Source organism: Klebsiella sp. S69 (assembly GCF_016516145.1).
GTDB lineage: Bacteria > Pseudomonadota > Gammaproteobacteria > Enterobacterales > Enterobacteriaceae > Klebsiella > Klebsiella oxytoca.
Genome location: NZ_JACVUU010000013.1, coordinates 65,036 through 85,296 on the forward strand (window position 1 = coordinate 65,036; position 20,261 = coordinate 85,296).

A 20,261-nucleotide genomic window follows, 5' to 3' on the forward strand; every position below is an offset into this window, starting at 1 on the left:
CTTTACCGGCTTCGTTGTGATTGGCAAATTAGAAGATCTGCCGATAGAGCGCTTTAATCTCTTCCAGATTGGTATCGCGCGGGTTGCCGCCGGTACACACGTCCGCCAGGGCCGCGGCGGCCAGAGCATCAATATCTTCTTCTTTCATTCCCACGTCGCGCAGGCGCGCCGGAATATTGACGTCGCGATTCAGCTGCGCCACCGCCTCAATTGCCGCGGCACGCGCTTCGGCAATCGGCAGGGTTGCCGCCGAGTTGTTACCAAGCGCAACCGCGATGTCGCGATACTTCTCGCCGGTAAATTCGGCGTTATAAGCCATAATATGCGGCAGCAGCACCGCATTAGCCACACCGTGCGGCGTGCCGTAAAAAGCGCCCAGCGGATGAGCCATACCATGAACCAGCCCCAGACCGACGTTGGAGAAACCCATCCCGGCAATATATTGCCCCAGCGCCATTCCTTCCGCGCCCTGCGCGTCGCCCTGTACGGAAGCGCGCAGCGAGCGGCCAATCACCTCGATGGCCTTCAGATGCAGCATGTCGGTTAATTCCCATGCGCCTTTAGTGATATAGCCTTCAATGGCGTGGGTCAGGGCATCAACGCCGGTGGCCGCCTTCAGGCTGGCAGGCATGCTGCTCATCATTTCGGCGTCGATGATCGCTACCACCGGGATATCATGCGGGTCGTAGCAAACAAACTTGCGGCGATTCTGTACGTCAGTTATTACGTAGTTGATGGTGACTTCCGCCGCGGTACCGGCGGTCGTTGGGATGGCAATCATCGGTACGGCGGCGTTTTTCGTATCCGCCCCGCCTTCGAGACTGCGAACGTCGGCAAATTCGGGGTTATTAATGATAATGCCTATTGCCTTACAGGTATCCTGCGGCGAGCCGCCGCCGATCGCGATCAGGTAGTCGGCGCCTGACTGTTTAAACGCCTCTACGCCCTGCTGCACAACCTCAATCGTGGGATTCGGGATCACTTCATCAAAGACGCTGTAGGGCAATCCGGCGCCGTCGAGGATAGCGAACACCCTGGTTGCTACATCAAAACGAATAAGATCCTTATCCGTGACCACCAGCGCTTTTTTGAAGCCGCGTTTTTTAACTTCATCTACGATACAACGAATCGAACCTGGGCCAAAATAAGAGGTTTCGTTTAAAATCATTCTGTAAGCCATTTGTGCTCCCTCAATTCGAGTGTTTGATAACCATAATATTTAGCCCTACAGTAACGTGACTGACGCAGCCATTTTATTATTTCATATCAAATAACACCCTAATTGCTCTGCACGTTGGCGCAGTTAATTCACGTATCGGTCATATACAACAAAGTGAGTCCAGTATATTGGACATCAGCGACTCCCTGCGCTTAATCGAGTGATAAGCCTCGCTCCTCAATATAAGTAGCAACCAACCACTATTCTCAGATAAATATTATTGAACTGGATCACATTATTTTGTTTTCTATGATCAACATCCCTTCCCGGGAAAATAGATATTTTATCAGCAAGCGCCAAAACAGGAATGAGGGCGCCACTCAACCGAAGTACATAAAGAAGAGCCAGGATCGGGATTTTCATTTTTCTACCTTTGCTACCGGCATCCTTAGCTCATTGCGCTCTGTCGTTATGCTCATCTGACAACCCGGCCGCCAATTTAACATATCAGAAACAAGCGTGTCATTTCATCAACAAAAAAAGCCCTCCTGCGATCATCGTCCTTCGCTCAAATGACCCTCTAAGAATTATCTATCATCGCTGATAAAAATTTATCACCCTCTGAATAGCGAAATGACTTGTTACGAGTAAGAAAAAGATATCAGCATTAAGAACTTTCTCTATTATTTGCGAGATATCGATTCTCAAAAAACCTTAAAAAAAACAAAAAACGCCTAAGATTTCTATATTTATTGCAAACATCACAGCCTCTTGTTAGTATGACCTTTAGTCAATATGTTTATTATAAAAATACCACTTATGATGTTTGTTAACCTTTATTCTGATCACCTGACCATACTTCTCTAACGGCAGTAGTAAATGTCTGACCTTATATATTGACATTTCGCACCTGTCCGCTAACTCACGAGTAAGTAACCCCTCAGGCTCATGTTCTTTCAATACATAAAGAATATACTCCTGCTCTGGTACGTTCACCCCGGAGAATTTATTGATGCCCATTGTGGTCATCAATGTTCTTAAACTCTCAACTGCGGTTAGCGAACCATGATGTGAATCTGGCGTACTGGGTGAAATTGCAATCTTCATGAGTCAGCTCCTTCTGTCATTCAGTGCTTGGGAGTATGGGACGACCCCATAAAAACGGCAACATTAACTTTAAATTTCAACTTAAACAGTACATTTATCTGAAATTCACTTTTTTTTATGATAAAAAACCTGATATAAAGAGTGAATTTTTAATTCCGTGTGGAGATAAAAATGCGGTTCGATATAGAGGGATTTATTACATTTGATACTGAGGAGGCCTCTCTGGTCAATCTCTTGACCGGCGATTGTATTGAACTCTCCGCCACTTCGACTCGCCTTCTTACTAGTCTGTTGCAATACCGGGGGGATATTATTTCGCGGGTTGATATTTTCCAGACGGTGTTTGAAAAATATGGTGCGAGGCCATCTAATAGTAATCTTAATCAGTACATCTCAACGCTGCGTCGCAGCCTTGCGGATCTGGGTATTGAAAAGAATGTGATTATTACGGTACCGCGAATTGGCTTTAAAATTTCTGAGGATGTCATTATCACTACCGACAATGATTACTCTTCCTCTATCACACTGCCAACCCTTTCTCCACAGCTGCCTGAGCGTAACTTGCTGCAACAACATTGCAAAGCGGCGATGTTACTGATCGCGTTCGCAGCAGTCGCGATGCTGCTCTCTTATTTTTTTATCTATAAAAAACAAACAGCTAAGCTCATGTTCACCCAAGATAAATGCACTATTTATGGTTCCGAAGCTATCCCGGTGACAGAAATACTCAGGAATAAAAAGCTCTTTACCTCGGGGCTGGACTGTTCCACGCCAAAGAAAATCTACTTCTTTAACCGACAAATGAATCAGGAGCAGGGATTAGGTATTTACATGGATATCTTCATGCTTGAGTGCGACATTAAAGACCAGCAATGCCATAGTTATTACTATAAGGAAATAAAAAATGCGTAAATATGTCTTGATATTTGCCGCCTGTTCGTTCGCGCTGGTATTATTTTCAACCCTGTACCTTTATCTCAGTTCTGAGGACTCATTTTCCTGTGAATCACGCTACGATTTGACGGAGAATATAAATGAGAACATTCTTCGCTCCCAAGGGGAGCTATCCGCAGAACTTTTCAAAAACCATCTTTTAATCAATCTGGAGGGTTTACTCACCAGCAATGGCGATAAATATATCGTCTCACGCACTATCGCCATCACATTAAAAAGAAACATCGTTCCCAGCCATCTTTTTTATATAAAAGACTCGCAAGTCATTCGCCACCACGCTGATAATACGCCAGAAGATATTGCGCAAAAAAATCTCTTTGGAAGCCGAACTAATGATAAAATCATCTATATAAATCACGTCAATGATGATACTATTTTGTTAGGCACCCAAAAGTTTCCACAATATGGTTGTCGCCGTCAGAAAACCATCATTGATTGAGATTCATCTCATTAATTTTAATTAAAACGATATCATGACGATACATTTACTTCCGACATTAGCCAGCATCGCCAATATCATTGATATGATTAACCCCCGGCTGAACCTGCACCATGTCAGAACGGCGTTTATCGCATCACATCTGGCTAATTTAGTGGAATTCTCTCCGGCCCAGCGGCGTAAAACCATTCTGGCGGCGTTAATTCACGATGTCGGTGGGTTAAATGAAAAATCACGTCTTGAGCCGCTAAATTACATCGATAACGAGCATAACAACCACGCGCTTATCGGCAGCGAATTGCTTAGCCGCATCCCGTTGTTTCGTCCTCTTAACAGGATTGTTCGCTATCATCACACCCACTGGCGCAACGGTCTTGGACATTATATTGAAGGAGAACTGGTCCCCGAAGAGAGTCACCTGCTGTTCTTCGCCGACCGGCTGGATGTACTTTATTGCCAGCACCGTACCAGTCATATCGCATTTTTAAGCAAAAAGCTGGTCGACATCGTCGCCGCCGGGGCGAATATTCTCTATAAACAAGAGTACGTCCAGGCGTTCAGAACGCTTTCCGCCGATGAACATTTCTGGTCAGTCATGGCCTCCACCGACTATCGCGATTACATCAAAGCGATTCCTGGCGTACATAACGATACCATCTCTTTACATAACCTCCGCGATATTGCTGAACTGGTCTCTTTTATTGTCGATCAGTTCAGCCAGCAGACGCCGTGGCACTCCGCGGCCGTCGGCCATATTGCCGGCTATCTGGCGACCACCATGGAAATGAGCGCGACGCAAACGCTAAAAGTTGAGATTGGCGGATTGCTGCATAATATCTCCTGCCTGGATCATAGCCCGCCGCCAGCGCGATCCGCTTCGCCAGGCAGAGCAGAAGCCTCTCTCTATAGTATTGAAGGAATTGATGATATTACTGAATGGATAGCCATGCAAAATCGTAATGCGTCCTCTAAATGGCACGCTGAATCGCTACAAACGGAAGCCCTGCTCATTACGGTTAGTCGACTGCTGGTCCATGCCCTGAGCGGGCCGAAGGGAGAAGAAAAATCGCTGGCCCAGTTAATTAAAAATAACCCGGGAAATGAAATTCCCTCGTTTATGCTGTCGCCTATCGCGCAGCACGCTTCACAAATTATTCAGATCTATCGCGCAACTGCGGGAGAAATAAAAGAGCTGGTGAATCGCGTTGAGCAACTCACCAGCTCCGCGTAAAGAGCCACCCCGCCTGAACGTCCTCAGGCGCTTAATCCGCCGTCCAGAATCAGAGTTTGTCCGGTCATATATTCACTCCCCTCGCCGATTAAAAACGCCACGGCCTTCAGTACATCATCCGTTTCGCCCAATCTGCGCAGAGGTATCGACTGGCGCATCTCTTTCAATTTTTGCGCGGGTATCTCTTCCAGCATCTCCGTGCGGATCAGGCCCGGCGCCAGGCAGTTTACCCGAATGCCGAAGCGCCCGATCTCCAGCGCCAGCGAACGCGCAATGCCGCTCATCGCCGCTTTACTCGCCGCATACGCCGTCTGCCCGACGTTACCCTTGAAGGCGCTGACCGACGACATCATCACGATGGAGCCGCGCCGCTGCATCAACATCGCCGGCAGCAGAACCCGGTTCCAGTTCATCATTGAGATAACATTGGTGTCCAGCACCTCGCGCCATAGCGCGGCGTTCTGGTGAATATGCAGGCCATCGCGAGCCATTCCGGCATTGTGAATAATTGCCTCCGGTGCGCCCCGCTCGGCCAGCAGCGCCTGAGCAAGTTCTTCAACCCGCGACTCGTCGTTGCCGTCGCAGGCGTATCCTTGCACCTGATACGATGAATTTTCACACTCCGCCAGAGTGGCGTTAATCGCCGCTTCATTGCGCCCGGTAAACACCACGTTCCCGTTTTGCGCCAGGCCGGCGACCAGCGCCCGGCCTATCCCCCGGCTGCCGCCGGTAATCAGCACCCATTTTTGCGCCATATCAGCTGCCTGACTCTTTGCTGATGTGCTGACACAGTTCACCCAGCGTGATCCCCGGATTTTGAATAAACCAGTCCGCTTCCAGGGTAATATTGAATTCACGTTTTGCCAGCACCATCAGCTCGACGTAGTCCAGACTATCTAACTTTAAGCGAACCAGCGGCGTATTCTCATCCACCTCATCCGGCTCCAGGTCCTTGGCGTCACAAATCATTTCACACACTTTTTGCAGAACTTCATCATAGGGAATCATAAATTATCCTTAATTATCAATTAGTAATTGGTCCAACCTTTAGCGTAACCACATTCGTTATGACCTGATCATCCAGCTGCGCCGCCGCTGCAATACGCACCAGCGCGCCCTGCTCAGCCTGGCCGACCACCAATGAAGGCAACAGCCAGAGCGACAGCGAGCCGGGTTGGACCGGCGTCCCTTTGCCTGCCAGATGAGCATCAAAAACCACTTCCTGATGGGTTTGCAGCACCGGGTAGCGGGAAAAAATTTGCTGCAGCGAGGTTTCCCCCGGTCCGAGCAGGGCGGCAATATTCTCCTGGCGCAGCAGCGCCTCATCGCAAATCAGCTGACGGAACAGCAGCGCATCAAGGAACTGCCACTGCGCCAGGTCGGGCCAGGCGCGGTTGAAATGGGATTGCAGCGCGAGCAGCGTCGTGGACGCCAGTTTGCTGGGCTGCTTACCCTCCAGCGATTCCGGCTCAGCCGCCAGGCTCATCTGGCATGACAAACAGATTTCGCCATTCTGCGGGTGGCTAACCGATGCGGCGGAGAGAATCCGCTGTTTCGCCGTCCCGGGCGTTAACAGCCAGTCGGTATCGCACCATAGCGGCCTGCGCAGGCGGACCTGGCATTTTACGTATCCCTCCGGGCGGCACAGCCGCGACTGGACATCGCGCTTCACGTCCAGCAGCGCGCGCATTCCGTGGACGCTCAGCTGCCCCGCCCCCATCGCGCGCGCTGCCGCGTAGTCGAAGTGAATGGGGTTTTCATCGCCGGAAAACGCCGCCCACTGCTGCGCATCGGCAAGGGTGTAGCGCAGCAGCGTCACGCGTGTTTCTCCAGTACCAGCGCGGCGTTCGCTCCGCCGAAACCAAAGCTCAGATTCAGCGCCCGACGGATCTCTCCCTGACGATGCCCTTCGGCGATATAGTCGAGATCGCACTGCTGATCGGGCTGCGTCAGATGCGCCGTCGCCGGCATGATCCCCGCCGCCATCGCCTGCAGGCAAACAATGGTCTCGAAGCTCCCCGCGGCGGCGATCAGATGTCCGGAGTAGGCTTTGGTACTGGAGACCGGGATCCGGTACGCCTCGTCGCCGAGCGCTTTTTTCAGCGACTGCGTTTCATTCATATCGTTGAGCGGCGTGGAGGTGCCGTGAGCGTTGATATAATCGAGATCGGCAGGCTGCAGGCCCGCGTCGCGCAGCGCCCAGCGGATAGTCTGTTCACGTGCCACGCAGTCTTCGGCCGGTGAGGTAAAATCCACCGCATCGGAGAAATTGGCATAACCGGTGACCTCCGCGAGGATTGTCGCGCCCCGCGCCAGGGCGCTTTCGCGCTCTTCCAGGCACAGCACCGCGCCGCCTTCAGAAAGGACAAACCCGCTGCGCTGCAGGCTGAACGGGCAGCTGGCCCGCTCCGGCGATGACGATTCCCTGCTCAACGCGCCAAGCACATCGATATTCCAGATAGCGCAAACGCTGTTTAACGACTCCCCGGCCCCGGCGAGCATCATGCTGGCCCGGCCAAAGCGAATCGCATCATAGGCCTCGCCAATGGCGATAGTGCCGGTGGCGCAGGCGGCGACCGGAGTATTTTGATAACCGCGCAGATTCCACAGCTGACTACAGGCCGCGGTGGTCACGTTCGGCATCGAAAAGAAGCAGCTGAAGGGCGAAGAGACGCCCGTTTTCTCAAACTCCGGTACCGCCAGATAGCTTTCATCCAGCCCTGCCCAGCCGGAGCCGATAATGGCGCCACACCTCAGCGGGTCATAAGCATCGGTGGGGGGTTCGCCAGCAAAGGCCATCGCCACCGCCTCCCGCGCGGCGGCCAGCGCCAGGCGAGCGTGACGCGGCAGACGCCGACGAATAGCGGCGGGAACCCCCTTGAGGCTGGGTTCATTCTCTACCTGACCGATAAAATGGGTGTGGATGCCGTTAGCGGAGAGATCCACATAGCGGTAACCGCGTCGATAATCCATGATCGCCTGCCAGCTTTCGGCAGCGCTATCGCCAAGGGGAGTCACCGCGCCATAGCCGGTTATCACCACGCGATAAGGGGGTTTACTGTGACTCATTCTGGGAAATCCTCTGTTGCGGGTTATTGCCTCCCTGCGCCAGCCAAAGCTGCAAAGTGGCATAAAGATAGTCGTACTGGTTCTGCGCCAGGCTGTTCTGTACGTCGAGCAGCGCGTCCTGTGCGTTCAGCAGGGTCTGGTAGTCCACCGCGCCCGCCCGATAGCGGCTTTCGGTGAGCGTCAGGCGCCGCTGGCCCAGCTGCAGCGATTGCAGCAGGCGCTCGCGCTGCTCGTCGGCGTTAAGCCGCTTCTCCATCGCATCGTCCACCTCCGACAGCGCGGTGTAGGCCGTACGGCGGAAGTTCACCGCCTCCTGCTGCACCTTTACGCTGGCCTGCTCCACGGTAAGCTGTACCGTGTTCCACTGGATAAAGGGCGCGCCGACGCTGCTTCCGACGGTACGCAGCGGGTCGTTAAACCACTGGTGAAAGATCTGGCTGCCGGCGCTCAGCGTCCCCTGCAGCGAGAGCGTGGGATAAAAGCTCAGCCGCGCCGCATCGGAACCCGCCAGCGCCGCGCGCAGCCGCGACTCCGCCGCCTGCAGATCGGGCCGGCTGGCGAGCGCGGCCAGCGGCGTGGCGCTGGCAATGGCGACACGCTGATGGACGTCAAGCGCCGGTGCTTCATCGCTATGCTGCGCGGGGGGCCTGTTGAGCAGCAGCGCCAGCGCGTTGCGGGAGATCGCCCGCTGCTGTTTCAGGCTTAGCAGCTGATTCTGGCGACTGATGACCGTCTGCCGGGACTGCAGAACGTCAAGCAGCCCTACTTTCCCCGCCCGCTGCCAGGACTCAATCTGCGCCAGCGTCTGCCTGGCGATATCCAGGCTGGCGGCCTGATAAGCCATTTGCTGATTCAGCAGCGCGATATTCCAGTAGAGCTGCGCGGTAGTATCAATCGTCGACAGGATCGTCGCCCGATAGTCCTGTTCGCTGGCAATCGCCTCCCACTCGCTCTGTTCACGAACCCGCGCCAGCTTGCCCCACAGATCCAGCTCATAGCTCAGGGATAACGAGGCGCTGTAGCTCTCCTGCGAACCTCCGCTATTGAGCGGCTTTGAGTTACTGCCGGCGCCGTTAAGCGTCGCGTCGGGAGAGATATTGGTTCGGGCTAGCCCGGCGGAAATGCGCGCCTGTCGAAGGATTAAGGCGGCAGCGGCCAGATCGTTATTGCTTTCCAGAACCTGCCCCATCACCCGCGACAGACGTTCATCGCCGAAACGGTCCCACCAGCGACCCGCCTTCTCCGACGCAAGCTCGGCGCTTTGCCCTTCCGTTCGCTGCCAGTCCTCCGGCACCGACAGCAGCGGCCGCTGATAATCGCTGCGGGTCAAATTTCCACAGCCCGTCAGCAATACAATTAACGATAATAAAGTCAGCGATCTCATTCGCGGGCCAGCGCCTCCGTCGGGTTTAGCCGCGCCGCACGACGCGCCGGGAAATAGCCGAACGTCAGGCCTATCAGGGCGGAAAAGCCGCAGGCCATCGCCACCGGCAGCCAGGTAAAGACCATGGAAAACTCCTGCGTCAGCAGGGCAAACAGGTTACCGGCGGCCCATGAGCCCAGCACTCCCGTTAAGCCGCCGAGCGCGCAGATCATCACCGCCTCAATTAAAAACTGGTGCATGATGTCAGTAGGGCGGGCGCCGACCGATAGCCGAATGCCAATCTCATGAGTGCGTTCGGTAACGGAAACCAGCATGATATTCATCACCCCCACGCCGCCGACCAGCAGCGAGATGGCGGCAATAGCGGTGATCAGCAGCGACATGGAGTCGGAGGTTTTTTGCAGCGCTTTGGCGAGCTGCTCATCGGTCTGGACAAAGAAATCTTTTTTGCCGTGCTCGCGGATAAGGTGCCTTTCCGCGCGCCGCGCTGCTTCCTGCGGCGACAGCGTTTCCTGGAAGCGCAGCGTCAGCGCCTCCAGCGGCTTATCGCCGGAAATCCGCTGCAATAACGAACTATAGGGGATCCACGCCGACATAAACCCGCTGACCACCTTTGGCCCGGGCTTGCTGGCAATGCCGATTACCCGCCACGGCGCGCCGGCAATCTGCACAATTTTACCCAGCGGATCTTCATTGCCGGGAAACAGCGTCTCCCTGCTGGTTTCATCCAGTACCAGCACCGGTTCGCGATCCTCGACATCGCGGCGGGTAAAACCGTTGCCCTGAATAAAACGAATCCCCTGCAGCGAAAAGTAGTCTGCGGAAACGCCGGAGAGAATTATCGAAGAATCAAAGCCCTGACGCACCGCGGTGGTCATGCTGGAAACAATCGGCGATACCCCCAGAACCCAGGGCTGCCTGCCGAGGCTGGCGATATCATCCAGCGACAGCGCCCGCTCCATATCCGGACGCTTGCTGCCCCAGCCGGTACCCGGGCGGATTTCAAGCGTGGTATTTCCGAGCTTACCAATCTCGTTCATGATGCTCTGCCGGGCGCCTTCCCCCACCGCCATGGAGGAGACCACGGACGAAATGCCGATGATTATCCCCAGCATCGACAGAAAGGCGCGCATCCGATGTCCCAGTAAGGAACGCCAGGCCATCCGCACCGACTCTCCGATACTGCGCGACAGCGAGGCCCGACCATTATCCTGTACTGCGGGAAGGCGCTGAATGCCGCGATTATCTCGAGCGCTGTGGGTACTGTCGGCAACCACCTGTCCGTCGCTGATCTCGACGATCCGCTGCGCCTGCCGCGCCACCTCGCGATCGTGAGTCACGATGATGACCGTGTGCCCGTCGGCGTTCAGCTGGTGCAGAACATCCATCAGCGCCCGACCGCTGACGCTATCCAACGCCCCGGTGGGCTCATCGGCGAGAATAATCTGCGCGCCGTTGATTAACGCCCGGCAGACGCTGACCCGCTGCTGCTGGCCGCCGGAAAGCTGAGCGGGTTTGTGCTGTAACCGCGCATCAATGCCCAGCTTTTCAGCCAGTAGCGCAATGCGCGCCTGGCGTTCAGCGGCGGGCATCGCGGTATAGAGCGCGGGGATGGCGATATTCTCTTCCGCCGTCAGATAAGGCATCAGGTGGTAGCGCTGAAAAATAAACCCCAGCCAGCGGCTGCGCAGCTCGGCCAGCGCCGCGCTATCCGCCCGGTGAGTGGGGATCCCGTTGATATAAACCTCGCCGCTGCTGGGCTTATCCAGGCAACCAATAATGTTCATCAACGTCGATTTACCCGAGCCGGAAGCGCCCATAATCGCCACCATTTCGCCGGGCATAATGGTCAGAGAGACGGATTTTAGTACCGGAATAATCTGCGTCCCGGCGGTAAAATGACGCGTGACATTGTTCAGCACGATCAGCGGCTCAGCCATCACACAGACCCCGCGTCCTGCGGGATCACCACCCGCTCATCGGGCCGTAATCCTTCCAGCACCTGCGCGTACTGACGATCGTTAATCCCGATACGGACGGTGCGCTCCTCGCTACCGCTCGCCGTTTGCACCATCACAATGTAACGCTCATCACCGAGCGAACGCCCCAGCGCGGCGACCGGCACGCGCAGCGCGTCTTTTACCTGCGCGATGCGGATAAACACCTGGGCGGTCATTGAGGTTTTCAGCAAGCGCTGGTGGTTATCGACTTCGAAGGTACCGTTATAGTAAATGGCGCTGCTCTGCTGATTACCGGCAGAAGCTCCGCCGTTTTGTTCCTCCAGCGCCTCCTGCGGCGCGGGCTGGACGTAGCCCAGCTCCCCTTCATAGCGCGTCTGCGGATCGGCGATGACGTAAAACCACAGCGGCTGACCGGGATGGATTTTCTGAATATCGGCTTCGGAAATGCGCGTTTGCACCTGCATTTTATCGAGGTCGGCAAGCACCAGAATCGTCGGCGCGATTTGTGAGGAGACAATGGTTTGCCCCTCACGGGTGACGATGCCCAGCACTTCACCATCCACAGGAGCAAGGATGCGGGTGTAGCCGAGGTTGGCGTTGGCGGTCTGCACGCTCATTTCCGCCTGTACGATCTGCGCTTCGTTAACCGCAATCTGCTGGACCTGCGCGCTATACTGCGCTTGCGCCTGCTCAAGATCGCTACTCACTCCCGAGCCATCGCGCTGCATCGCCTGCTCGCGCGCCAGCGCTTTGCGGTACTGTACCAGCGTGGCCTCGGAAGCCAGCTTTTGCGCCCTGGCGCTGGCCAGCTGCGCGGTGGCGTTGCGTAAATCGGAAAGCTGCAGCGTCGGGTCAATTTCGGCTAATAGCTGCCCCTTACGTACCCGCTCGCCCTGGCGCACGTACAGCTTACGTAGCTGGCCGCTGACCTGCGCGCCGACGCTCACCTGGACGGCAGGTTTAATCGTCCCGCTCGCCAGCACTACTTTTTCGATATCCCCGCGATCGAGCGCAACGGTGTAGAGCGACTCGGCCTGGGCCGGAAGCGAGCACTGATAAAAAACGGCGGCGATAATGGCCAGGATCGCGACCAGCGCAAGTAGCCACGCTTTACGGCGGCGTAAAAATTGTCGCCTCATTGGCCCGGCGCTCCCTGTGCGATATCGCGCAGCTCGCCTTCATCCAGACGATATACCCGCGTGAAGTGATGCAGAATGGGCGCACTGTGGGTTACCACGATCAGCGTTTTGCCCTGTTCACGACAGTGCTGGCACAGCGCGGCGATCACCGTTTCCGCGGTTTCGTCATCAAGATTGGCGGTCGGTTCATCGCAGAGCAAAATAGGCCGGGCGCTGTAGAGCGCCCGCGCCAGCATCAGCCGCTGACGCTGGCCTAAAGAGAGCGCCGAATGGCTCTCGCGGATCAGCGCCTCCATGCCTCCCGGCAGCGCCTGAACGACCGGCCCCAGCGCCATTTTATCGACCAGCGCCTCCACTCGCCCGCGATCGCTGTCGCTGTACCACGGGTCAAACAGGGTGATGTTTTGCAGCACCGAGGCGTTAAACAAAATATCTTCCTGGCTCTGCAGCCATACCTGCGAGGCCAGCTGGCGGGCGGTCGCCTCTTCACCGTCCAGCAGAATGCGCCCATGCTGTGCGGAAAAAAGCCCGGCCATCAGCCGTAGCAGGGTACTTTTTCCGGCGCCGGAATCGCCGACAATCGCCACCCGATCGCCGGGTTCCAGCCGGAGATCAACGGCATTCAGCACCGGGCTTTGCGGAGCGTAATGAAAGCTCACCGCCTCAAACGCCAGCTGTGGAACCGCCTCCCCACGCAGCGGAGATAACTGAGGAGTTGCAGGTTCCTCACGGGTAAACAGGCCCTGCGCGCGGGTATCAATCACGTGTAGCTGCGATTTACGGATCACGGCATAGAATATCCGCGTGACGTAAGAGGTAAAAATCTGCCGTAAAAAGCTATAGGCAAAAAAGTCGCCCAGCGAGATAAGCTTTGCGCTCACCAGCGGCAGCACCACCAGCATAAAGACCACCATCTCGAGGCTGCCGGTGAGCTGATACAGACCTTCTTTTACCTGCTGGTAAACTTTCTGCCGCTGAAGGCAGGTAAAAAGGTCGTGTGACAAACGGGCAAACTGCGCTTTGCGCTGCGTTTCCAGTCCGGCAGTTTTAATGGTTAACACCCCCTGAAGGGTTTCCATGAAAAAGTCATTCAGCGTCGCGCTTTTCAACTGCAGCTGCTGCGTATACCAGCGGTCGCGGAATATCGCCCAGACGCTGATCAGCCCCATCACGACAATGCCTGCAGCGGAAATGAGCGCCAGCACCGGTGAGATCCAGAACATAATGCCGATAGCGATAACGCAGATTATCCAGTCCGAGCGGAGTCCGTTATCCAGCTCGATTTTTTGCAGCATCCCTCCCTGCCAGGCAATAAAGCGGCTGAAAACATCCCCCGGCGCGCGTTTTTCAAAAAAACGCAGCGGATTATTCAGCAAGCGGGAAAAACCGATATCGCTCTTGAGGAGGACAAAGCGGCGGATAAAGCGCTCGCTAATCACCCTCACCCCCAGCGCTAACAGCGTGGATATGACAAAAGCGAGGATGAACCATAAATAAGGAAACTGCGTATTCTGAACGTCTGAGAAGGCCTGGTTTATCGCCCGACTGACCATCGTCGGCATTAAAAACAGCGTTAGCGATACCAGGAAGGTTAATAGCATCAGTTTATAAATACCCGGTACCGCCGCGGTCTCCTTCAGGCTCATCGCGCGCGGCATCTCCTGCTGCGCCCCGGCAATAACCGGATCCGGACTGGCGATCGCGCCGGGAGATTCTTCGAGGATCAGCGCATAGCCGCTAATCTCTTTTTTTAATGCCGAGAAAGGCAGCCACTGCTGGCCAATCGCCGGATTCATCACGCAAACGTAATCCCCTTTGCGCCAGGCCAGCAGGACATAGTGGCTGGCGCCATAGTGCAGAATGGACGGGAACGGCAGCGCATGGAGTTCATCGTGGTCAAACAACACCGGCGCGGTGGCAATGCCGACCTGTTGCAGGATAACGGATAGATCGCTCAACGATGTCCCATGATCGGATGCGGGGAAAATTTCCCGCAATGCCGGGAGAGAGCACGGAATATTCTGGGTCTGCGCCAGCATCGCAATACAGGAGAGGCCGCATTCATTGGTCTCTTCCTGGAAAACCATATCAGGGATAATCTTTTTCATGATGATGCATCAGTGATTAATAAAATAGAGCGAATGGCTGTGCCACAAAAGCCAGTCCTGCGGATAGTCACGCAGGGTGTTTTCGATCATCGTCGGTAGCTTTGCCGCGACCTCTTTTGGCCTCAGCGGAGAATAGATCTTTATTTTTATCCCCTGCTGATAATAGAGGTGATAAAAAACCACCTGCGCCGATACGATCCGAGAAAATCGCTGTACCCCGCTATGTAATTTCGCCGGGCGGCCAAATAGCCGGCAGCTTATTTTCCCGGACTGCGCTTCATGGGTCTGCACGGTGTAATCGGCAGGAATGTCGGGGAAAATAATCATATTTTCCCGCCCTTCCGATACATTGGTCATTAACGCCATAAGCTCGCTGGCCAGCGACGTATTATCCTGGTGGATTGAGCAGTAAGAGAGCGCGACGCCGCCCATTTTTCGGCTGGCGACGGTGTAGCTTTCCGCGCTTGAGGAGACCACCACGCTGGCTTTTCCCGGCGTCACGCCGGCCCCGACCATTGCCGCTAAAATATCGGAAACGCAGTGCAGCGGCGCGAGGACGACCGGCGTCTTTTGCGCCACCAGAGGCGCGACAACGGCATCAAGCTCTCGCGTGCACGCCTGCATCTGGGCCAGCGTAGCCGGATGCTGTCCCCAGGTCGCACCCATTTCCAGCAACTGACGGCGCATGGCTATCCATGCGGCATCGATTCGCCCGTCGGCGCCCGTCAGGCAGCGGTAGTTTTGCGTCGCCACGGCGGTACGGCCGCGGTAGTGTCGGCCCAATAACCGTAGCCGACATAGCGCGCGAACCGCTATCAACAGCAGCGGCATGGGGGTGAAACGCATGATCCTGCGCACCGCCTTTTGGCCATAGCCGGTAAAAGGCCGGTAGCGCCAGCTCAGCTGCGCGAACCATTTTCTTACGCTGAAAACGCTCCAGACGATGAGAAAACGCGTCACGCTTACTCCTTGTCCTGCGTTAACAGCTGGCGCATATAGTCGGCAAATTCAGGGAACTGGCGATCCTTCGCAACCACGTATTTTTTATTAACAATAAACAACGGCGTCGCGTTAATGTCGTAGAGTTCGGTAATTTTCGCCATATATTCCAGGCGCTCGGCAACGGCCTGACTTTGGCGTATCTGATGGTATTTCTCGACATCGATATCATTTTTTTTCAGCCAGCCGTTAAGCGCGTCATCATCCGCTAAATTAATACCGCGGGTCAGCACGGCGTTAAAAGCCCGATCGCGCATCTGGCGCTCAAGGCCCATCACCTCCAGCGTGGCGAAAACCGGCGCATAAATGGCCAGGCCGTTTCTTTCGGCCGTAATATGGATAACATCAAAGGCGCTATCCGCCGGTAACGTGGCGGCGAATTTTTCGATCTCTTCTTCGTTCGACGCGCAGTAGTGACAGCCGTAGGACATCACTTCAATGATGCTTTTCTCATTCTTGATTGGGCTACTGGCAACGGTGGCGCTATCAATTTCTCGCAGGGCCGAAGGCTGACTGCTATCCAGCGAAAACGTGTTGAAAACAAAAATGTGATAGCACAGCACGGTAATTAGCGACGAAATTAACGCCACCAGAAATGTATAGCCAACAGCGGTAATAGGTTTTATCTTCATTTGATACCAGGCTCGCGAATACGGCGGAGAAATACATGGAGGGTTCCCCCTCCATGTACCACATCAGAAATTACTGACGGATGCTATTCGGTACAACACACATACCGTCAGGCGCATCTTTGGAGGTCACGGTTGAGTTACCGTGCTTATCCGTACAGGTAGTCACTTGTTTACAGGTAGAGATACCGCCAACAACCACTGTCTCGTAAGAGCTGGTGCAAGTTTCTTTGCAGGTCCCGCCAATAATTGTTGATGCTTCAATCATGCTTAATTTTTTCATTTGTTAGATCCTTAACTATTTATATTGAAATGTATTTTCTTACACTTACCTACTGGCTTAAATACCTGCCAGTAATTCTTGCGATGTCATCGCTGGTACGTTATTAAACGCAGGGGGTAGCCACGATGCATTTGAAAATATTAAACAATTCCACGTTATTTTTTACGTTTAATTTTTTCATCAACCCGCGTTTACAGCGGCTCAACCGACGAACATCAATTTTTTGCTCAGAGGAAATTTGCGACAGCGTTTTCCCTTTGAATATTTCTTCCATTAACCACCAGTCATCGCTGGAGATGCTGTTGTTAAAATCCCTGGCGAGCCATTTCTGTCGAGTATAATTAATTAAGGATCGACTGAAGAAAATTTTCTTCGCCACCATGGCATCAGCGCTTTCGATAAATTTAAAAAAATTATCCAGCGATTCATTCTTTAATAGCCAGCTCGCTTCCGGCAGCAAAGAATGCAACGCAAAAAACAGAGAGATATTATTTTCTCCCAATAAAATTACCAGCTGCTGATTTTCCCGGCAGTAATACTCTTTAATGGTGTAGAGCGCATTAAAACGCTCATCCGGCAAACTGTCGACATCGCAGAGGATCCAGCGCAGTTCATCTTTTTGCTTTGGCTGACGCAGGGTGTTGATCAATTGTGAGAATTGGTCAAGCCTGGAGAAAGCGCAGTCGTCTTCATGCGCGGCCAGATCGGCCACCACCGAACGCACGCCTTCCGCGAAAAAGATGTTTTTATCGTAGAGAAAGAAATGACGGCTCATAGTTAATCATCCTTGATCTAATCTACTGGTAATTTATGGTGTAATTCGCAGTTGCCTGGAAGGCCCCGGTTTGCAAAGTTTTGTTACTCAAGGCATCCGGTTCCCCTTCCACAAAAGCTTTAAAATTTAACTGCATGGTGGCATTGGAAATGGCAACCGCGGTCGTTGGCGTATTTAGTGAAATCGCCGTACCATCATTCTCTTCAAAACCAATGCCAATACCGCTGGCGGAGTTAGGCGCTATCGGCGTTATCGCCAGACGGTCGCTTATATTGGCATTTTCCGTTCCGCTAAAAGTTACGGTAACGGAATTAAACACATCAGTACTGCAATCCTTAAGCTCAATCACAAAAGCTTTAGGTTGGGATTTTCTCTCCGCATAGAGCGTACGGGTGGAAATTTCGCCAAAATCTACGGCGATATTTTTTGACGAGGGAACGATACTGCAACCATGGGCAACGACGGTTCCCTTGAAGTTTAAATCGCCGCCGATCAGCTCCCCGATAGCCTGTGCCGGGGTGGCCGCCGATAGCGAACCTATGAGTACCATTGATGCGATAAATTGACGCATGCTGTCCCCTTACTGAAACTCAGCGACCACGGTGGCCGATGCCTGGAAATCCCCTTCGAGAACGTTGGTCCCGGCATTCGCAATCGGCGCGGCCGTCAGATTCCAGGTTCCCTGGTTATTGGTAAAACCCGGGACGTCATAAAACCTATTCGCCGCAACTAAATTGCCGCCCGAATCCTTGAGGATAATGCCAAGATTTGAGCGATCGACGGCGCCAGTCGTGCCTAAATAATCACTATTAAAGCTGGCGGTATTGGCCTGCTGGATCCCCAGGCGAATATTCAGATTACCGGTTGCAAAGCTTCCCCCTTCGCATTTCACCTGGATTGGCACAGACTGGCTGTAGTTGTTGCCATTAAGCAGGGAACCCGCGCTGGGGATAGTATTGAAATCAACGGTGATCGGTGAGCCCGAATTGACAACACATTTATCCGGGACGGTAATCACCCCGGAATTAATTGAGATAATCGACATTGGCGTAGTGCCCATCCCTGCGCTGTAATTCCCCAGACGCCCATAAAGCTTAGCGATTTCTGTACCCAGCAGGTTCACGCCGTTGACAATCGGCTTGGTAATCATAAACGTTACCCGCCCCTGAGCGCCGGACTCAAAGTTATTAAACTGGGTCGTGGGCGGAACGCATTTGTTCTGATACGCTCCGTTCGTTTCATTATTAAAAGGAACAGCAAAATAATCCATCCGTTGACCGCGAATATAAATCTCTATTTTTACATCCATATAATCATTAAGCTTTAAATACCCAGGTGAGCTTCCCTGCTGCAGTATTGATGCGGTAGCCGAGTAATAAATAGCTTGATCTTCCATCGGAATCGTACAGCTGGCAACCCCAGAATATTGTCCACCCAGGGAAAAGACATAAGGAATGGTTGCTCCGGGGCTATTATTGGTAATATCCTGATTGGCCACGTCAATATTATACATTTTAGGCCCGCCGACCGGGGTAATTTCCCCTTCAACCGCCGCACCGACGTTCAGGGAAAATAAACCGCCGCAGAGTAAAATAGTGACGCAAGATTTCCGCCCGATAACCCGCTTCGCCATCAGAGATACTCCATTTTTAAACGCAGCAGTCCGCTAAAATTACCCGCGGTCACGTTACGCGCGGTCGACTCCAGCACGGCAATAAACGTCAGGCTACTGTCGCCGGTTTTCACAATAAACGGCGGCTGCGTTTGGTTAATATCCAGCGCCCGCTCTTTGATATCCAGCAGGCGAATACCGGCACCAGAAATACTGCCGGTCAGGCGCAGCAGCTGGCGATTGTGCTCATCGGACTCGCCGATAAAGGTCAGCTGTACCGCCTGCTCGCCGGTGGTGTAGAGGTGCTTGCTATTGCCCGTCGTTCTTGATGCGATGCTGTCCCGCGCCTGCGATGCGCCCTTCAGACAATCCCTGAGCTCGACGCGAACCAGCACCGGCTGGCTGCGGTCGCCCGCCTGATGAAAACGACGGGCGCTAATTTCACCCATCTCAATTATCTGCAGACGGCTCTGCGGCGCCAGCACGCAAGGTGAGGCATAGACGGAGCCGTTGAATATGACGTTACCGCCATCTTCCCCCTGATGATCCCGGTTATAGTGCTGCGGCTGTAGCGGAATATCAGCCTCGGCCAACGCGGGCATACTGATACCGAATACAAACAGTGCTAAAAGCGATAAACGCGTTTTCATCATCAGGTTCCTCTTTAATTACCCTTGCTGCGATGGCGGCAGAGCTTTACAGGTATTTCCTTCACAGCGATATTTCAGTTCAGGATGGCCGCCATAGTCATTCACATACATCATGGCAAACTCTCGCACGCCGCCATCGGTGACGCTGAATTCCAGGCTGGACTTCGGCGCAACCATGATCCCCGGGAATTTGGTGATTTTTTCACCCTTCACGCGGGATAAGCCAATGATGGTGATGTAATAAGGCGTCGGATTTTGCGCGGTCATCTTATTTCCGCTCTTTTGGAAGACGACCTGGTCCTGCCATATCTCGCTTTTGCTTTTGGGAATAATGGCGGTCGGGCGGAAAAATAATTTAATCCGCGACTGCATGGCTAACTGCAGGACATTAGCTTTATCCGGCTTGGGCGGAATTTCGCGCACGCTTAAATAAAACAGGCTTTCGCGATCCTGCGGTAATTGGTTAATGCCATCCGTTTTGGTGACCCGCGCCACCCCTTTTTGTCCGCCGTTGATACGCTGTAAAGGCGGTAGCACCACCAGCGGAGAGGTAATCTTGTTGCCCTTGCTGTCCTCGACCCAGGATTGCGCCAGAAACGGAATATCCGGACTGGTGTTGGTTAAATTGGCGCTCGCCGAGCTGTCTTTACCGGTGATAATCAGGCGAGTGCGGTCCAGCGAAACGCCTGCCTGAGCGGTACCGCTTACCGCCGCCAGCATCAGAGCGCCCATCCAGCAGAGTTTGTTGCTTGTTATGCTCAT

The 20,261-nt window shown here is 53.9% G+C and carries 22 protein-coding genes; 3 read left to right on the top strand and 19 right to left on the bottom strand.

The annotated features are described in order from the left end of the window. Nucleotides 1-28: 28 nt before the first annotated feature. From fucO to IAE27_RS14190, 3 genes are all read right to left on the bottom strand, one after another. The gene (gene fucO / locus IAE27_RS14180; protein ID WP_070555517.1) at nt 29-1,180 is read right to left on the bottom strand and encodes a lactaldehyde reductase; all 1,152 of its coding nucleotides are present in this window, start codon (nt 1,178-1,180) and stop codon (nt 29-31) included. A 216-nt stretch (nt 1,181-1,396) separates the two neighbouring features. Then, the gene (locus tag IAE27_RS14185; protein WP_070555515.1) at nt 1,397-1,582 is read right to left on the bottom strand and encodes a hypothetical protein; all 186 of its coding nucleotides are present in this window, start codon (nt 1,580-1,582) and stop codon (nt 1,397-1,399) included. Between the two features lie 363 nt (nt 1,583-1,945). Then, nucleotides 1,946-2,266, bottom strand: a complete 321-nt coding sequence (locus tag IAE27_RS14190) for a FaeA/PapI family transcriptional regulator (protein ID WP_004104889.1) — start codon at nt 2,264-2,266, stop codon at nt 1,946-1,948. Between the two features lie 171 nt (nt 2,267-2,437). On the opposite strand from IAE27_RS14190, the gene IAE27_RS14195 reads away from it, so the two are divergent. Genes IAE27_RS14195 through IAE27_RS14205 form a run of 3 tightly spaced genes read left to right on the top strand, consistent with a single transcriptional unit; the run spans nt 2,438 to nt 4,890 of the window. Next, on the top strand, nt 2,438-3,178 hold the full coding sequence (locus tag IAE27_RS14195; RefSeq protein WP_004104891.1) for a winged helix-turn-helix domain-containing protein: 741 nt from the start codon (nt 2,438-2,440) through the stop codon (nt 3,176-3,178). Beyond that, on the top strand, nt 3,171-3,659 hold the full coding sequence (locus tag IAE27_RS14200) for a hypothetical protein (protein ID WP_200092567.1): 489 nt from the start codon (nt 3,171-3,173) through the stop codon (nt 3,657-3,659). Before IAE27_RS14195 ends, IAE27_RS14200 begins: the two co-directional genes overlap by 8 nt. A gap of 34 nt (nt 3,660-3,693) precedes the next feature. After that, nucleotides 3,694-4,890, top strand: coding sequence for an HD domain-containing protein (locus IAE27_RS14205; RefSeq protein WP_023321509.1), 1,197 nt, complete (start codon nt 3,694-3,696; stop codon nt 4,888-4,890). Between the two features lie 23 nt (nt 4,891-4,913). On the opposite strand, the gene IAE27_RS14210 is transcribed toward IAE27_RS14205, so the two are convergent. From IAE27_RS14210 to IAE27_RS14285, 16 genes are all read right to left on the bottom strand, one after another. Continuing rightward, a complete protein-coding gene (locus IAE27_RS14210) occupies nt 4,914-5,645 on the bottom strand; it encodes an SDR family NAD(P)-dependent oxidoreductase (RefSeq protein WP_004114789.1) in 732 nt (243 codons plus the stop codon). 1 nt (nt 5,646) lies between these two features. Further along, nucleotides 5,647-5,898, bottom strand: coding sequence for an acyl carrier protein (locus IAE27_RS14215; protein WP_004104899.1), 252 nt, complete (start codon nt 5,896-5,898; stop codon nt 5,647-5,649). Nucleotides 5,899-5,914: 16 nt separating this feature from the next. Then, nucleotides 5,915-6,709 carry a MaoC/PaaZ C-terminal domain-containing protein gene (locus tag IAE27_RS14220; protein ID WP_154022378.1) on the bottom strand — a complete coding sequence of 265 codons (795 nt, stop codon included), beginning with the start codon at nt 6,707-6,709 and terminating at the stop codon, nt 5,915-5,917. After that, nucleotides 6,706-7,959, bottom strand: a complete 1,254-nt coding sequence (locus IAE27_RS14225) for a beta-ketoacyl-[acyl-carrier-protein] synthase family protein (RefSeq protein WP_154022377.1) — start codon at nt 7,957-7,959, stop codon at nt 6,706-6,708. Before IAE27_RS14225 ends, IAE27_RS14220 begins: the two co-directional genes overlap by 4 nt. Beyond that, complete coding sequence (locus tag IAE27_RS14230; protein WP_154022376.1) at nt 7,946-9,343, bottom strand: TolC family protein; 1,398 nt, start codon at nt 9,341-9,343, stop codon at nt 7,946-7,948. The genes IAE27_RS14225 and IAE27_RS14230 overlap by 14 nt, the downstream gene beginning before the upstream one ends. Beyond that, entirely contained in the window at nt 9,340-11,283 is a 1,944-nt protein-coding gene (locus tag IAE27_RS14235; RefSeq protein ID WP_105889071.1) for an ABC transporter permease, read from the bottom strand. Before IAE27_RS14235 ends, IAE27_RS14230 begins: the two co-directional genes overlap by 4 nt. Next, nucleotides 11,283-12,443: an efflux RND transporter periplasmic adaptor subunit gene (locus tag IAE27_RS14240; RefSeq protein WP_200092570.1), complete on the bottom strand. Its 1,161-nt coding sequence runs from the start codon at nt 12,441-12,443 to the stop codon at nt 11,283-11,285. Before IAE27_RS14240 ends, IAE27_RS14235 begins: the two co-directional genes overlap by 1 nt. Beyond that, nucleotides 12,440-14,551: a peptidase domain-containing ABC transporter gene (locus IAE27_RS14245; protein ID WP_023321512.1), complete on the bottom strand. Its 2,112-nt coding sequence runs from the start codon at nt 14,549-14,551 to the stop codon at nt 12,440-12,442. Before IAE27_RS14245 ends, IAE27_RS14240 begins: the two co-directional genes overlap by 4 nt. Before the next feature lie 9 nt (nt 14,552-14,560). Next, on the bottom strand, nt 14,561-15,511 hold the full coding sequence (locus IAE27_RS14250) for an ABC transporter (protein WP_004104910.1): 951 nt from the start codon (nt 15,509-15,511) through the stop codon (nt 14,561-14,563). Nucleotides 15,512-15,513: 2 nt separating this feature from the next. After that, nucleotides 15,514-16,182 carry a DsbA family protein gene (locus IAE27_RS14255; RefSeq protein ID WP_004104920.1) on the bottom strand — a complete coding sequence of 223 codons (669 nt, stop codon included), beginning with the start codon at nt 16,180-16,182 and terminating at the stop codon, nt 15,514-15,516. 70 nt (nt 16,183-16,252) lie between these two features. After that, a complete protein-coding gene (locus tag IAE27_RS14260) occupies nt 16,253-16,462 on the bottom strand; it encodes a DUF4762 family protein (RefSeq protein WP_004104922.1) in 210 nt (69 codons plus the stop codon). Nucleotides 16,463-16,565: 103 nt separating this feature from the next. Then, a complete protein-coding gene (locus tag IAE27_RS14265) occupies nt 16,566-17,237 on the bottom strand; it encodes a hypothetical protein (RefSeq protein ID WP_004104924.1) in 672 nt (223 codons plus the stop codon). Nucleotides 17,238-17,259: 22 nt separating this feature from the next. Next, nucleotides 17,260-17,808 (bottom strand): fimbrial protein, encoded by a 549-nt coding sequence (locus IAE27_RS14270; RefSeq protein ID WP_070555499.1) that lies wholly within the window; start codon nt 17,806-17,808, stop codon nt 17,260-17,262. A gap of 9 nt (nt 17,809-17,817) precedes the next feature. Further along, nucleotides 17,818-18,870 carry a fimbrial protein gene (locus IAE27_RS14275; RefSeq protein ID WP_070555496.1) on the bottom strand — a complete coding sequence of 351 codons (1,053 nt, stop codon included), beginning with the start codon at nt 18,868-18,870 and terminating at the stop codon, nt 17,818-17,820. After that, nucleotides 18,870-19,499 carry a fimbrial protein gene (locus tag IAE27_RS14280; RefSeq protein WP_004104936.1) on the bottom strand — a complete coding sequence of 210 codons (630 nt, stop codon included), beginning with the start codon at nt 19,497-19,499 and terminating at the stop codon, nt 18,870-18,872. Before IAE27_RS14280 ends, IAE27_RS14275 begins: the two co-directional genes overlap by 1 nt. An 18-nt stretch (nt 19,500-19,517) precedes the next feature. Beyond that, nucleotides 19,518-20,261, bottom strand: a complete 744-nt coding sequence (locus IAE27_RS14285) for a molecular chaperone (protein WP_004104938.1) — start codon at nt 20,259-20,261, stop codon at nt 19,518-19,520.